This window comes from Variovorax robiniae, from assembly GCF_037889955.1.
Taxonomy (GTDB): domain Bacteria; phylum Pseudomonadota; class Gammaproteobacteria; order Burkholderiales; family Burkholderiaceae_C; genus Variovorax; species Variovorax robiniae.
Map to the genome: position 1 here is coordinate 231,695 of NZ_JBBKZS010000008.1, position 13,811 is coordinate 245,505.

General features: G+C 68.9%; 15 protein-coding genes. 7 read left to right on the plus strand and 8 right to left on the minus strand.

The window, feature by feature from the left end; translation table 11 throughout:
• The first annotated feature begins 20 nt into the window (after positions 1-20).
• The 4 genes from hemN to WKW79_RS20025 all read left to right on the plus strand — a co-directional run bounded on the left by hemN (position 21) and on the right by WKW79_RS20025 (position 3,520).
• Positions 21-1,439 (plus strand): oxygen-independent coproporphyrinogen III oxidase, encoded by a 1,419-nt coding sequence (gene hemN / locus WKW79_RS20010; protein ID WP_340336942.1) that lies wholly within the window; start codon positions 21-23, stop codon positions 1,437-1,439.
• Positions 1,439-2,149: a sulfite exporter TauE/SafE family protein gene (locus WKW79_RS20015; protein WP_340336943.1), complete on the plus strand. Its 711-nt coding sequence runs from the start codon at positions 1,439-1,441 to the stop codon at positions 2,147-2,149. The genes hemN and WKW79_RS20015 overlap by 1 nt, the downstream gene beginning before the upstream one ends.
• Before the next feature lie 263 nt (positions 2,150-2,412).
• The gene (locus WKW79_RS37065) at positions 2,413-2,661 is read left to right on the plus strand and encodes a PDZ domain-containing protein (RefSeq protein WP_422823928.1); all 249 of its coding nucleotides are present in this window, start codon (positions 2,413-2,415) and stop codon (positions 2,659-2,661) included.
• Between the two features lie 16 nt (positions 2,662-2,677).
• Positions 2,678-3,520 carry a universal stress protein gene (locus tag WKW79_RS20025; RefSeq protein WP_340336945.1) on the plus strand — a complete coding sequence of 281 codons (843 nt, stop codon included), beginning with the start codon at positions 2,678-2,680 and terminating at the stop codon, positions 3,518-3,520.
• A 6-nt stretch (positions 3,521-3,526) separates the two neighbouring features.
• Here the strand turns inward: WKW79_RS20025 and WKW79_RS20030 are convergent, their stop codons facing one another.
• Complete coding sequence (locus tag WKW79_RS20030) at positions 3,527-3,721, minus strand: YgaP family membrane protein (RefSeq protein WP_340336946.1); 195 nt, start codon at positions 3,719-3,721, stop codon at positions 3,527-3,529.
• A 205-nt stretch (positions 3,722-3,926) separates the two neighbouring features.
• On the opposite strand from WKW79_RS20030, the gene WKW79_RS20035 reads away from it, so the two are divergent.
• A complete protein-coding gene (locus WKW79_RS20035; RefSeq protein ID WP_340337049.1) occupies positions 3,927-5,279 on the plus strand; it encodes an MBL fold metallo-hydrolase RNA specificity domain-containing protein in 1,353 nt (450 codons plus the stop codon).
• 8 nt (positions 5,280-5,287) lie between these two features.
• Here WKW79_RS20035 and WKW79_RS20040 read toward each other — a convergent pair whose 3' ends face one another.
• A complete protein-coding gene (locus tag WKW79_RS20040; RefSeq protein ID WP_340336947.1) occupies positions 5,288-5,833 on the minus strand; it encodes a hemerythrin domain-containing protein in 546 nt (181 codons plus the stop codon).
• Positions 5,834-5,852: 19 nt separating this feature from the next.
• Positions 5,853-6,368, minus strand: a complete 516-nt coding sequence (locus tag WKW79_RS20045; RefSeq protein WP_340336948.1) for a flavodoxin family protein — start codon at positions 6,366-6,368, stop codon at positions 5,853-5,855.
• Positions 6,369-6,472: 104 nt separating this feature from the next.
• Between WKW79_RS20045 and WKW79_RS20050 the strand changes: the two genes are divergently transcribed.
• Positions 6,473-8,035, plus strand: a complete 1,563-nt coding sequence (locus tag WKW79_RS20050) for a bifunctional aminoglycoside phosphotransferase/ATP-binding protein (protein WP_340336949.1) — start codon at positions 6,473-6,475, stop codon at positions 8,033-8,035.
• A 28-nt stretch (positions 8,036-8,063) separates the two neighbouring features.
• On the opposite strand, the gene WKW79_RS20055 is transcribed toward WKW79_RS20050, so the two are convergent.
• The 3 genes from WKW79_RS20055 to WKW79_RS20065 all read right to left on the minus strand — a co-directional run bounded on the left by WKW79_RS20055 (position 8,064) and on the right by WKW79_RS20065 (position 10,104).
• Positions 8,064-8,432 carry a TraR/DksA family transcriptional regulator gene (locus WKW79_RS20055; RefSeq protein WP_340336950.1) on the minus strand — a complete coding sequence of 123 codons (369 nt, stop codon included), beginning with the start codon at positions 8,430-8,432 and terminating at the stop codon, positions 8,064-8,066.
• Positions 8,433-8,555: 123 nt separating this feature from the next.
• Entirely contained in the window at positions 8,556-9,209 is a 654-nt protein-coding gene (locus WKW79_RS20060) for a BON domain-containing protein (protein WP_340336951.1), read from the minus strand.
• A gap of 112 nt (positions 9,210-9,321) precedes the next feature.
• Positions 9,322-10,104, minus strand: a complete 783-nt coding sequence (locus WKW79_RS20065; protein ID WP_340336952.1) for a Rossmann-fold NAD(P)-binding domain-containing protein — start codon at positions 10,102-10,104, stop codon at positions 9,322-9,324.
• A 158-nt stretch (positions 10,105-10,262) separates the two neighbouring features.
• Between WKW79_RS20065 and WKW79_RS20070 the strand changes: the two genes are divergently transcribed.
• Positions 10,263-11,000 (plus strand): Crp/Fnr family transcriptional regulator, encoded by a 738-nt coding sequence (locus WKW79_RS20070; protein ID WP_340336953.1) that lies wholly within the window; start codon positions 10,263-10,265, stop codon positions 10,998-11,000.
• On the opposite strand, the gene WKW79_RS20075 is transcribed toward WKW79_RS20070, so the two are convergent.
• Both WKW79_RS20075 and WKW79_RS20080 read right to left on the minus strand, forming a co-directional pair.
• A complete protein-coding gene (locus WKW79_RS20075) occupies positions 10,994-13,042 on the minus strand; it encodes an ATP-binding protein (RefSeq protein WP_340336954.1) in 2,049 nt (682 codons plus the stop codon). The genes WKW79_RS20070 and WKW79_RS20075 overlap by 7 nt on opposite strands.
• The gene (locus WKW79_RS20080) at positions 13,042-13,770 is read right to left on the minus strand and encodes a response regulator (RefSeq protein WP_340336955.1); all 729 of its coding nucleotides are present in this window, start codon (positions 13,768-13,770) and stop codon (positions 13,042-13,044) included. Before WKW79_RS20080 ends, WKW79_RS20075 begins: the two co-directional genes overlap by 1 nt.
• Positions 13,771-13,811: the final 41 nt, after the last annotated feature.

The following is a 13,811-nucleotide window of genomic DNA, read 5'->3' on the forward strand; positions in this document are numbered from 1 at the left end:
CCGTTGTGCGAGTCATCCCGATGTCCCTCGTCTGTCCCTCCGCCGAGTCTTCCGTTGGCCCCTTGCTGCCCTCCGTCGCGATGCTGCGGCGCTTCGACGTGGCTGGGCCGCGCTACACCTCCTACCCGACGGCCGACCGCTTCGTCGAGGCCTTCGATGCGGCGGACTATGCGCAGGCATTGCGCCAGCGCCGCAGTGCCGGCGCCCGCGCGCTGCCGCTGTCGCTCTACGTGCATGTGCCCTTCTGCGAGTCGCTGTGCTACTTCTGCGCCTGCAACAAGATCGTGACGCGCCATCACGAGCGGGCCACGCAGTACCTCGGCTACCTGGCGAAGGAGATCCAGTTGCAGACGGAGCAACTCGGGCGCGGGGCCTCGGTAAGCCAGTTGCACCTGGGCGGCGGCTCGCCCACCTTCCTCGACGACGCGCACCTGGCACAGCTGATGGGGATGCTGCACGGTGCCTTCAACTTCACGCCGGATTGCGAGCGCTCCATCGAGATCGACCCGCGCACCGTCGATGCCGAGCGCCTGGCCAACCTTGCGGTGCTCGGCTTCAACCGCCTGAGCTTCGGCGTGCAGGACTTCGACCACGAGGTGCAGAAGGCCATCCACCGCATCCAGCCCGCGGCGCAGGTGTTCGAGCTGATGGCCGCGGCAAGGCAGCTGGGCTTCAAGTCCGTCAACATCGACCTCATCCACGGCCTGCCGCTGCAGACGGTGGAATCCTTCGAGCGCACGCTGGCGAAGGTGTGCGAACTGCGGCCCGACCGCGTCGCGCTCTATGCCTACGCGCACCTGCCGGACCGCTTCAAGGCACAGCGCCGCATCCACATCGAGCAGCTTCCGGCCGCGGCGGACAAGGTGCAGATGCTGGCGCGATCGATCGCGGTGCTGAGCGCGGCCGGCTATGTCCACATCGGCATGGACCACTTCGCCTTGCCGCAGGATGCGCTGGCCGTCGCCAAGCGGCAGGGCCGCCTGCACCGCAACTTCCAGGGCTACAGCACGCAGCCGGACTGCGACCTGGTGGCGCTGGGCGTGTCGGCCATCGGGCGCATCGGCGCGACCTACAGCCAGAACGCGAAGTCGCTGCCGGACTACTACGACCACCTGGACCAGCACCGCCTGCCGGTGGTGCGCGGCCTGGCGCTGACGCGGGACGACCTGCTGCGGCGCGCGGTGATCATGGCCCTGATGTGCCAGGGCCGGCTCGATTTCGAGGCGATGGGCCAGGCGCATCTCATCGACTTCCGCGACCACTTCGCGCCGGAGTTCGCCGCGCTCGGGCCGCTGATCGCCCACGGTCTCGTGCGCCTGAGCGACCACGCGCTGGAGGTCACGCCGATGGGATGGTTCTTCGTGCGCGCCATCGCCATGGTGTTCGACCGCTACCTGCAGGCCGATCGCAACCGCACGCGCTATTCGCGCGTCGTGTGATGCAGGCCGGCCTGGCGAGCGCGGCATTGTTGATGGGGCTGGCCGGCGGGCCGCATTGCGTGGCCATGTGCGGCGCGCCGGCGGCGGGCGTGATCCGGCTGGTGCGTGCGCCGCGTGCTTCCGCGGAAGGAGCCGTGCCGCTCGTTGCGCCGGTCTCCACGACCCTTGCGTTCCATGCGGGCCGGGCTGTGAGCTATGCGATGGCGGGCGCGCTGGTCGCCGGGGCGGCACAGTCGCTGGCCCTCGCGGGCGAGCACGTCGCGGCCCTCAAGCCCTTGTGGGTGCTGCTGCATGCGGCCACGCTGGCCTGGGGCCTGGCGCTCATCGTCCAGGGCCGGCAGCCGAACTGGGCACACCGCTTCGGCAAGGCGCTGGCCTCGCGCGTGCGGCCGCACACACGCTCGGCCTTCGGCGTGCTGGCCACGGGCACGCTGTGGGTGCTCATGCCCTGCGGCTTGCTCTACTCGGCGCTCGCGCTGGCCAGCCTTGGCAACGGTGCGCTGGACGGGGCCATGGTGATGCTGCTGTTCGCGCTGGGAAGCGGTGCATCCCTGGTGGCAGCGCCCTGGGCCTTGCAGGTGTTGGGGAACAGGCTCGGTCCTTCTCGTGAAGGCTGGGGCGCACGCATTGCCGGCGGGCTGCTGGCATTGCTGGCGCTGCAGGCCTTGTGGCTGGACGTCGCGCAGGGCATCAGCGACTGGTGCCGCTGAACGAGCGCATGGTTTGCGCGAGCGCAAGGGCGGCGCATCCTGCGGACGCGACCATTTGTCCATGAAATCGGTTCGCTTCCTGTCGGTTGCCATTGCCTTGACCCTTGCCGGCCATGCCATCGCCATGGAAGCGTCATGCCCTGAGCGAGCCGATGGCCGCGTCGGAGACTTCGTGGCGGCCGCCGCGCGCGAAGCGCCATCGGTCGTGACGCTGGTCGCGAGCGGCGTCGACGTGGGGTGGAACGTCGGGCAGGCCGGCGACGATGAAGTGGACGGCATCGGCGCCGCGGGCGCGCCACGGCGCACGCAAGGCGCGCCGTCCGTTGGTCAGCGGGGCGGCGCAGCGCGCGGGCATCCACGTCGGCGACCAGATCCTCGGCGTGAACGATGCCTTGACGAGCACCGTCGACGATTTCGACAGCGCACTGGCGACCGTGCGCAGCAACGATGTCGTCGCCATGCTCGTCGTGCGAGGAACGCTGCGCAGTTTCGTCGCGGTCGACCGTCGTTGAGTGAGAGGGGCTCGTCATGAACCTCAAGACCATCCTCGTGCATCTCGATCACACGGAGCGCTGCAGCGCCCGCGTTGCCCTTGCGGCCAGGCTTGCGCGTGTGCATGTCGGCCATCTGGTCGGGCTGCTCCCGACGGGGCGCTACGAAGCCGCCATTCCCTTCGGGGCGGTGCCTCGGGATGCGCCGGACCTCGCCGCAGCCACCGCCGCCTGGCTGCCCCACCGGGCCGACCATGTCGCGGAGGCCTTCCGCCACCAGATGGCCGGGACGGCCGGCGTGGCCTGGGAGCTGCGCCGCACGGACCGCCCGGCGCTGGAGGCGCTGGTGGCCCATGGCCGTACGGCCGACCTCCTCGTCATGGGCCAGGAGGACGAGCACGATCCGCCCGAAGCCGCGCTGCGCGGGCTCACCGGACGGGTCATGCTGGAAGTGGGCCGGCCGGTGCTCGCGGTGCCTTGCTTCGGCCGCCTCGACACCATCGGCACGAGCGTGCTCGTCGGCTGGGATGGCGGCCGTGCCGCGGCCGTGGCGATGCGCGCGGCGCTGCCGCTGCTGGGCACCACGCCGCGCGTCATGGTGCTGTCACTGCGCCAGCCCGGCGAGCCGGACGACGAGGACGCGCTGCTGCCACCGGAGCAGGTCGCCTGGTTCGAGCGCCATGGCATGCACGCGACGCTCCGGCGCGAGATCGTGGACGGCGACATCGCCGAAGCCCTCTTGTCGAGCGCGCGGGACATGCACGCCGACCTGCTGGTGATGGGCGGCTACGGGCACTCGCGCTGGCGCGAGTGGATGCTGGGCGGCGTCACCGAGCGGATGCTGCGATCGATGACGTTGCCGGTACTCTTCGCCAATTGAGGCCGCTCAGGCCGTCTTCGAAGAACAGGTGCTCAGGCCGAAGATGGTGTACGCCGGGCACACCGCCGCGAGCCCGGTGATGAGCGGCACGAGGCCGACCCATCCCCACAAGCCGATCGTGCCGTTTCCCGTCAATGCGAGGAGCAGCAGGCCGACGATGATGCGCAGTGCGCGATCGATGGTTCCAAGGTTGGTTTTCATGGGGGCACCTTCAATGAGTGGCCAGGGAGATGCCATGCTGCGCGCCTTCCGCCGCCGGAGTCTTGTGTTTGATCAAAGCTTGTGCTCTCCCGCGGCGGCACGATGCCCGCCAGGCGTTCGATGCAGACCGTGCGCGGCGATCGGTGACGCCGATCAAGCCGGACCGGTCGCGACCTGAGACGCTTTGGCAGGCAAGGAGACCATGATGCGCATCCAGTTCCTCGGCGGCACCGGAACCGTCACCGGCTCGAAGTATTTGCTGGAGCACGACGGCAAGCGCCTGCTGCTCGACTGCGGGCTGTTCCAGGGCCTCAAGCAACTGCGGCTGCGCAACTGGGACCCGCTGCCCGTCGACCCCTCGGGCATCGATGCGGTGCTGCTCACGCACGCGCACATGGACCACAGCGGCCATGTCCCGCGGCTCGTCAAGCAGGGCTTCCGGGGCCCCGTGTACTGCAGCCGGGCGACGCGCGCGCTGTGCGAGTTGCTGCTGCCCGATTCGGGCCGGTTGCAGGAGGAGGAGGCCGACTTCGCCAACCGGCACGGCCACTCCCGGCACAGGCCCGCGCAACCGCTGTACGGCGAGGACGATGCGCGCGCAGCGTTGCGCCGCTTCGAGGCGGTCGATTTCGACATCGACCATGCGACCTGGCCCGGATGGACCTGGCGCCTGCAGCGGGCCGGCCACATCCTCGGTGCGGCCAGCGTACGGGTCGCATGGCAGGGCGGCAGCATCCTCTTCTCGGGCGACCTGGGCCGCAGCGACGACTTGGTGATGCGCGCGCCGGAGGCTCCGCCGCCGGCCGACTACCTGGTGATCGAATCCACCTACGGCGACCGCGTGCGCCCCGATGCCGATACGCTCGGCATGCTGGCGGCCGTGATCAACCGCACCGCTGCACGCGGTGGCGTGACGGTGATTCCGGCCTTTGCCATCGGACGTGCGCAATCGCTGCTGCATGGCATCCACCTGCTCAAGCGAGCGGGCCGCATTCCCGCGATGCCGGTCTATCTCAACAGCCCCATGGCCACCGATGCCACGCGCATCTTCCGGCACCATCTCGATGAATTGCGCCTGGACGCCGCGCAATGCGCGAGCCTGAGCGCGGGCGTGACCTTCGTCAACACCATCGAGGAATCGAAGCGGCTCAACGCGCTGGCGATGCCGTCGATCATCGTTTCGGCCAGCGGCATGGCCACGGGCGGGCGGGTGCTGCACCACATCGCAGCCTATGCACCGCATGCGCGCAACACCATCCTCTTCGCCGGCTTCCAGGCGGCAGCGACGCGCGGTGCCGCGATGGTGGCGGGCGCGCCGTCGGTCAAGATCCATGGCGCCTACGTGCCGATCCATGCCGAGGTCGCGAACCTCGACGGTCTTTCGGCCCATGCCGATCGCGAGCAGTTGCTGGCATGGGCGGGCGGCATGCCCGCGCCGAAGCGCGTCTTCGTGACGCACGGCGAGCCGGTGGCAGCCGATGCGTTGCGGCTTGCCCTCGAGGAAAGGTACGGTTGGCCGGCAACGGTGCCCGACTACCTGGAGGCGCGCACGCTCTGAGCACGGGCTCAGGCGGTCTGGCTGAGCGCCTCCTGGAGCTTCCCGAACCCGGCCGCTTGCGCCGTGCCGAACAGCGGATCCGACCGATTGGGCGTTGCCTCGGCCACGGCCTGCCAGTCGTCCTCGTCGAGCAGTCGTGCCGCACGCGGGAGGACCTCGCGCTCCTCGGTGGCGAGGTGATGGCGGTAGTAGACGAGGTAGAGCGCGGCGGCGGATTCCACCCTGGCGCGCGCGACCACGCCATCGGTGGTGATCGCCTTCAGCAGTCCCACCAGTTCCTCGCCGGCGAAGGCGATGGCCCGGTGCTCCTGCTTCAACCGGTTGACCGGGATGCGCATCTCGGGCGCGCGCAGGACCAGGCGCGTGAACGCCATGTCCTCCATCGGATGATGGACGCTGTCGCCGTACTCGCGCAGGTACGCGACGATGTCCAGCATGAGGTCGTAGTCGGGACCGCTGTCTTCATGGAAGGCGTTGACCTGCTGCTTCAGCAGGTCCAGCAGCCGGGAGAAATGGACATGGTCGGCATGCCATCGGGTCATCAGCTTGTTCATGCGGGGATCCTCGGTGTGGTCAGGCGAATTGCATCGGCGGTGCGATCACTTGCGAACCCGGCGTGCCGGCAAGCGCAGCGCCGAACACCTGCATGCGCTCGGCGCAACTGCCGTCCGCCACCTCGCGCGCCGTGACGGTGGTGCTCCATGCGGCCGGCCGGCCGATCCAACGGCCCACCTCCTCGGCGGCATCCGGGCAGCCGGTGCCGCCCATGACCGAAACGACTGCAACCTCCGGCAGCCGCCCGCGGCGGTCCGACAGGAAGCTGCGCATGGGGCTGGCCAGGCGCATCACCCAGATCGGGGAGATGAGCACGACGGCATCGAAGTCCGCCGGGTGCGGCCCCTCGTAGCGAATGGCCGGTCGCAGGTGAAACATGGAGTCCAGGACACAGAGCAGGTTGCCCCATCCGCCCGTTCGGCGATGGACTGGCGTGATCTCCGCCATCGGCCAGTTCTGCTGCGCGCACAGCAGCTTCGCCACGTTGCGGGATGTTCCGGTGAGGGAGTAGAAGACCACTAGGACGTTTTTCATGGCTGCCTCCGGGTGTGCATGCGATTCAATGTAGGGCGCGCGTGCGGGCGATGCCTTGCGTTGAATCAATGAATGCGACCGGGCGCGTGGCACAGTCCGCGTGGATGACTGATCGAGCATCCACATCGCATGCTGCGGACCCTTCGCTGGCCCAGGCTTTGCGTCTGCAACTGCAGCTGGAAACAGGTCATGCGGTGGGCCTGGTCGAGACCCACATCTCCTGGGTGCTGCTGACACCCACCCTGGCCTTCAAGCTGAAGAAGCCGGTCCGCCTGCCTTTCGTCGACTTCAGTTCCCTGGCGGCGCGCAGGCACTTTTGCGAGGAGGAACTTCGGCTCAACCGGGTCCTCGCCCCGGACCTGTACCTGGACGTACGGCCCGTGTGCGGCACATCGGAAGCGCCGTGCATTGGGGAAGAAGGCAACGCAGCCAATGCGATCGACTACGTGGTCCGCATGCGGCGCTTCCCCGACGGAATGCTGCTGGGCGAGCTGCTTGCGTCCGGGCAATTGGAGAACGCGGAACTCGACGACCTCGCGCGCACACTTGCGCGCTTTCATCGCGACGCGCCCGTCGCCGCGGTGGCATCGGGCTTCGGCGCACCGGAGGGGATCGAGCAGCGGGTCATGGCCGCCCTCGACAGCCTGGCTGCCGCATGCGGGCCGGCGCGCGTCGCGGCACTGCGGCGCTGGGTCGAGGGCAAGGTACCGGGCCTGCGCATGGCCTGGCTGCTGCGCCAGCGAATCGGCGCGGTGCGCGAATGTCATGGCGACCTGCATCTGGCGAACGTGGTGCGGCTCGACGGCCGCCTGCAGCCCTTCGACTGCATCGAGTTCGATCCGGCGCTGCGCTGGATCGACGTGATGAGCGACGTCGCCTTCCTCACGATGGACCTGAAGGCGCACGGCCATGTCGACCTGGCCTTCCGTTTTCTCGACAAGTACCTGGAGCACTCGGGCGACCATGAAGGCCTGCCGGTGCTGCGCTTCTACGAGGTGTACCGGGCCCTGGTCCGCGCGCAGGTCGCGAGCCTGCGCGGTCCGTCTGGCGAGGGGAAGCCGGACGTGGAGGACTACCTGCTGTGCGCGGAAGACATCGTGCGTCGTGCGGAACGCCGCCCGCGCCTGCTGATCACGCATGGCCTGTCCGGCTCCGGCAAGTCGACCGTGGCGGCGCAGTTGCTGGAACTCGCAGGCGCGGTGCGCCTGCGCTCCGATGTCGAGCGCAAGCGCGTGTTCGGCCTGTCGGCGCTGTCGCACTCGGCCGATCACGCGGTCGACATCTACACGCCAGAGGCCACGCGGCGAACCTTCGCCCGCCTTGCGGAGGGCGCCCGCCTGGCGTTGCAGGCGGGCTATCCGGTGATCGTGGATGCCACCTTCCTGCGCCACGCCGAGCGGGCCGCATTCCGCGCGCTGGCGGTCTCGTTGCAGTTGCCCTTTGCGATCCTGGACCTGCATGCCAGCCCGGCGCAACTGCGGCGCCGCCTCGCATTGCGTCAGGCCGGCGGTCTCGACGCTTCCGAGGCCGGGCCGGCGGTTCTGGAGCAGCAGTTCGCATTCCAGGAGCCGCTCGATGCGCCGGAGCGTGCGATGGCGATTGGCGTCGAGACCGAAATGCGGCCGGACGCGGCCTCGTTGTGTGCGCTCTGGATGTCGCGCACCTGAAGACGCTGGCTCTTGCGCCGGGACATGCTCACCGGCGCTGGGCCTCCAGCGCCGCCTGGCACGCGGTGCAGCGGATGGCGATCGGCTGCGCGAGCAGGCGCAGGCGCGCGATCTCCTCGCCGCAGTCGATGCAAATGCCGAAGCGTCCGCAGGCCAGGCGGCGCTCCGCTTCCTCGATGTCGTGCAGGCGATGGCGATCGATCTCGATCTCGGCGCTGCGCACTTCCTGCGCGCGCTCGGCCTCGGCGTCGTCCGCATGCGCGTGGACTTCCTGAACGACGGAAGGCGCCCCGTCGTCGACCTGAGTTGCGGCGCCGCGCAGTTCGTCGATGGCCTGGCGCTTCATGGCATCGAGTTGCGTGGCCAGTGCAATGCGCTCGGCGGTGGTCAGCTTCATGATCGGCTCCTGGAAAAGGGTGCGTGGCTGAGTTCGGGTGGGTCTATGGCAGCAGTGGCTCGACGATGCGGGCCATGGTGCCGAAGGGCCCGCTGCTGTCGCTGGCCATGGAATCGTGCATCGCTATGCCTCGACCAGCAGGTTGTTCACGACATTGGCCACGCCGGGCGCGGACCAGGCCGCACCTTGCGCCGCATTGCGTTCGGCCCATGAGTGCACGGTGCCGCGCAGCGTGACGTGGGCGCCGTCGACGGTGATCTCGATGCGCCGTGCCTCGCGGTCGGCCTGGCGTTCGAGCGCGTTCTGGATCTTCAGCGCGATGTCCGTGGGCGTCACGCTCGGCTTGACGATGATGTGGTTGGCCACGCCGGTCACGCCGAGCAGGTCTCGCACCGCCACCTCGGATGCGCGACGCTGGTACTCCCACTCGACCTTGCCGGTCAGGGTGGCGAAGCCTTGCTCGACCATCACCTTGACCTTGCCTTCCGGCACCAGCACGCTCCATTCGAGCGCGCGTTCCGCAGCCAGGGCAATGTCGGCATCGGTGCGTTTGAAATCCGCCGGCAGCCTGACGGTCATCTCGACAGCCACCGCGCGCACGCCAGCGACGCGCTGTGCCGCATGCTCGATGGCGCACTTCTCGGCATGGCTCGAGGGATGGCCGGTCAGCGTGACCACGCCATCCTTGACGATCACGCCGACATCGGTGACGTTGACGGCCGGGTCCCATGCGAGTTCGGACAGGACATCGTTTCTCAGTTGGACATCGGACTTCATGAGGATCTCCAGATGGGTTGGGAAGGAACTTTCAATGTAGGCAGCAAGGTGCGCGCGGGTCTTGTGTCAGATCAAGGGTCAATGCGATCCGCGTCAAGGCCGCGCCCGCTCGTCACGCTTGGCCGATGCTGTCGATCAGGACGGCCTGGATCAGGTTGCAGTGGTTTTCGGTCCGCCGGTTGTCGTCGATGGCGCCGGCGCAGGTGCGGATCGGCCAATGCGCCTGGCGGTACGCCTCGATGACGAAGGTGGCATCGGCCGCCGCAGGGGCCGCGGCATGCACCGCGGTCACCTCGAATCCGATATTGCGTGCCGCCGACACGAACGCCTTGCCCTGCCCGCTGCTCGCGTCGCCGATGAACCGGATCGACAAGGGTGTAGCCGGCGGCAAGGGATGCTCATGGAGCGTCATGAGGTCGGCCAGGAGGCGCAGCGGATGGCTGTCGAGCCCCAGCCCCTCGTAGACGGGCACGCCGGCGGCGGCTTCGATCTGGTGCACCGTGGCCGCCGGCAGGGTGCCGCAGTCGATGGCGTCGTACATCCGGCCCAGGGTCCGGGCCACGAGGCCGACGTCGGCGTGCGGTGTTCCCGTCTGCGGGCGGTAGCGAACCTGCGCGACGCGAGCGCCAATCTCGGTAGCGGCGCGCTGGAGGAGGGCGCGCTTTTCGGCAAGCTGGTCATCGATGAGCAGGGCGAGGTTCCTGCCGCGCAACGGTGCGTGCTGGCGGTGGGTCCGCAGGTCCGCCCGGATCCGGCGGGCGCCCGCGAAGAGTTCGAGGATGCGCGCTGCCCCGGGCGGCCGATGCGAGGACGGCAGGACGGCTGCGAGGATGGGAATGGAGTGCACAGCCGCGAAGGTAGGCGCTGCCGCGCCGCCGATGTTGACCGGCGTCAAACTCTGGTGCGACGCTTCCTCCGCAGGCCTTGCGTCGCAGCAAGACACAATGTGGACACAAAGCATTGACGCACTGTTACCCAAGGCCTCCTGGCTGTCGCGAGCCGGTTGCAATCGCTGCCTAACCTTTCGTTCATCCCACCTGCAAGGAGCCAGCGATGAACGAAGTGTCCAGCATCCCCCGGTCCGGCAATTCCGGTCTCGGCCACATTGCCGACATGCTCCAACTGCTCCAGGACAGCGTGCCGATCCAGCGCCGCGTGGTGCGCAGCGGCGACGTCGTCTACCAGGTCGGCCAGCAGTTCAACTGCCTTTACGTCGTCAACACCGGCTTCTTCAAGATGGTCAACCTCTCGGGCGAGGGGCGCGAGCAGGTGGTGAGCCTGCACTTCAAGGGCGACTGGATGGGCCTGGACGGCATCGCCAACGGCCAGTACGGCTGCGATGCCGTCGCCATCGACACCGGCGAGGTCTGGGCCATCCGCTACGACGCGCTGATCCGGGCCGCGGTTCGCACGCCGGCCCTGCTGACGGCGATGCACGGCGCCATGAGCCGGGAACTGCGGCGCGAGCACGATTCGATGCAGTCGCTGTGCACGCTGTCGGCCGATGCCCGCGTGGCCGGCTTCCTGCGTTATTGGGCCGATGCGCTCGAGCAGCGCGGCCTGCGCACCGACCAGTTCACGCTGCGGATGACACGCGCCGAGATCGGCAACTACCTCGGCATGACGCTGGAAACGGTGAGCCGCGCCCTGTCAAAGCTGGCACGTGGCGATGTCATCCGCTTCACCGAGAAGACCCGGCGCGACATCCACATCCCGCAGGTCGAGGCGCTGACGGATTTCATCCGCGACCTCGGCGCGCCGCACGCGGCCTCTGCCGCGGCGCTTCACTGAGGGCTGGCCAGCACCCGGGCCATGGCGCGTGCCAGCTCGGCGCGGGTGCAGGGCTTGCGCAGCAGTTCGCGGCTGTGCGGCTCGTCGAGCAGGTCGCTGGAATAGCCTGACATCAACAGCACCGGGAGCGTCGGCAAGTGCGCGTGCACGCGGTCGGCCAGTTCGGTGCCGCGCATGCCCGGGCCCAGCACGATGTCCGTCAGCAGCAGGTCGAAGGCCTTGCCGGCGTCGAGCATCTGCAACGCATCCTCGGCATTCGCGCAGGCGGTCGCTTCGCAGGACAGCGAGGCGAGGAAGGCCCGCATGACCTTGCGCACTTCGGGGTCGTCCTCGACCAGCAGCACGCGCAGCCCTGGCCGCAGGTGCTGGCCGGCGGCCGGTTCGGCATCGCTGCCCGAAGCCGCGTGCTCGGCGACCCGAGGCAGGTAGAGCGTGACGGTGGTGCCTTCGCCCGGCGCACTGGCCAGCGTGATCGCGCCGTGCGACTGCCGCGCAAAGCCGTAGACCGTCGACAGGCCCAGGCCGGTGCCGCGGCCGGCCTCCTTGGTCGTGAAGAAGGGCTCGAAGGCGCGCTCCTTCACCGACTCGGACATGCCCTGTCCCGTGTCCGAAATGGCGATGGCGACGTAGCCGTCGGTCGAGCCCGTCGCGCGCTCCGCCGCGGCTTGGGCCGGAAGATCGGTTGCGGACCGGCATTCGATGGTGATGGTGCCGCCCTGGGGCATCGCGTCCCGGGCATTGATGGCGATGTTGAGCAGCGCCGACTCCAGCTGCACCGGGTCGGCCAGGCACAGCAGGGCCTGCGCATGCAGCGTGATGGTGATGCGCTGGTCCAGCGTGCGCCGCAGCATGTCGGTGAGCGAGCCCAGCAGCGCCAGGGTGTCCACGGCGACGGGTTGCAGCACCTGGCGCCGCGAGAAGGCCAGCAGCTTGCTCGTGAGTTCGGCGCAGCGGCGTGTGGCGCGCTGCGCGGCCGCGACCAGCTGCCGGACCATCTCGTCGTCCTCGCAGGCGGGCAGTTCCTCCAGCACTTGCAGGTTGCCCGAGATGACGGTCAGCAGGTTGTTGAAGTCGTGCGCCACGCCACCGGTGAGCTGGCCGACCGTCTCCAGCCGCTGCGCATGGTTGAGTGCGTCCTCGCTGGCCGAGCGCTGCATCACGGTGGCCAGCATGCTAGAGAGCGATTCGAGGAAACGCAACTCGTCGTCGCCGAAGCGCTGCGGCGTGCGGGAGCGGACCGCCAGCGTGCCGATGGTGCGGCCACGGTCGCCCAGCGCCACGGAGAGTTCGCACACCATGCCCGCCGCGATGTAGTGGGCGGGAATGGTGAAGCGCGTTTCGCTGGCGTAGTTGCGCATCAGCACCGCCTCGCCCGTGCGCATCACATGCCCTGCGGGCGTTCCCGGCGTGTTGGGCAGGCGCTGCCCGATCGATTCGTGCGGCAGCAGGCCGACGCCGGCGGCAATGCGGAATTCCACGCCGTTCGATTCGAGTAGCAGGACCTTCGCCATCTCGACCTGCAGCGCTTCCGAAGCGACGACCGGCACCAGTTCCAGCAGCTGGCTCGAATCCCGGGCCTCGACCGCGAGCCGTCCGAAGCGGGCCAGGTGCTCGGCATAGCGCGCGCGCTGCAGGGCCTGCTTGACACGCGGGTACTCGCCGACGGCGCGGATGGCCGCCACCACATAGGGCAGGCCATGGTCGTGCAGCGGGCTCAGGGCGATCTCGACCTTCACCTCGCTGCCGTCGCGGCGGCGCGCCACCAGGTCCATCTGCGTGCCCATCGGGCGGGCGACGGGTTGCGCGGCGTAGGCGTTGCGAAAGGCTGCATGGCGCGGGCGTATCGCGTCCGGCACGAGCTGCTCGACCGACAGGCCGACGAGCTGGTCGACCGTGTAGCCGAGCAGGCCGAGCGCCGTCGGGTTGGCGAGCTGGATCGTGCCTTGCAGGTCGACCAGCAGCAGCGCGTCCGGATAGGCGCTGAAGAGCGAGCGGAACAAGGCGCCGTCGTCCAGGCCCGGCAGCGACGGCAACGCGGTCATCAAGCCGCCTCGACCCGCGGCACCAGGATGTAGCCGGCGCCGCGCACCGACTTGATGATCTGCGGGTTGTCGGGATCGGCCTCGACCTTCTTGCGCAGCCGCCCGATCTGCACGTCGATGGTGCGATCGAAAGGCCCGCCGTCGCGGCCACGCGTCGCGGTGAGCAGGAAGTCGCGCGAGAGCACGCGGCCGGGGTGCGTGACCAGCGTCGTCAGCAAGTCGAACTCGCCGGTGGTGAGGGCGACCTCGTCTCCCTTCGGATCGAGCAGCCGACGGGCGTCGGTGTCGAGCTGCCATTGCGCGAAGCGCAGCGTCGAGGGTGCTGCCGTTTGTGCCGGGGCGGGCGCCACGGCAGGCGGTGTGATCCGTCGCAGCACGGCCTTGACGCGGGCCAGCAGCTCGCGCAGGTCGAAGGGCTTGGTCACGTAGTCGTCCGCGCCCACTTCCAGGCCGACCACCTTGTCCACCGCATCGCCCCGTCCGGTCACGATCACCAGGCCGCAGTGCCAGTGTTCGCGCAAGGCGCGCGCGATCGAGAAGCCGTCTTCGCCGGGCAGGCCCAGGTCGAGCAGCACCAGCGCCGGCGCGTCGCGCGCCATGAGCTCCATGAGTTCCTTGCCGGAATGCAGCTGGCTGATGCGATAGCCCTGGCTGCCGAGGTAGGTTGCCAATAGTTGCGTGATGTCGGCTTCGTCGTCGAGGACGGCCAGATGGGTCTTGATGTTCACGCGTGGATGGTAGTCCGGGCGGGACTGTTGCGCCATGTCAA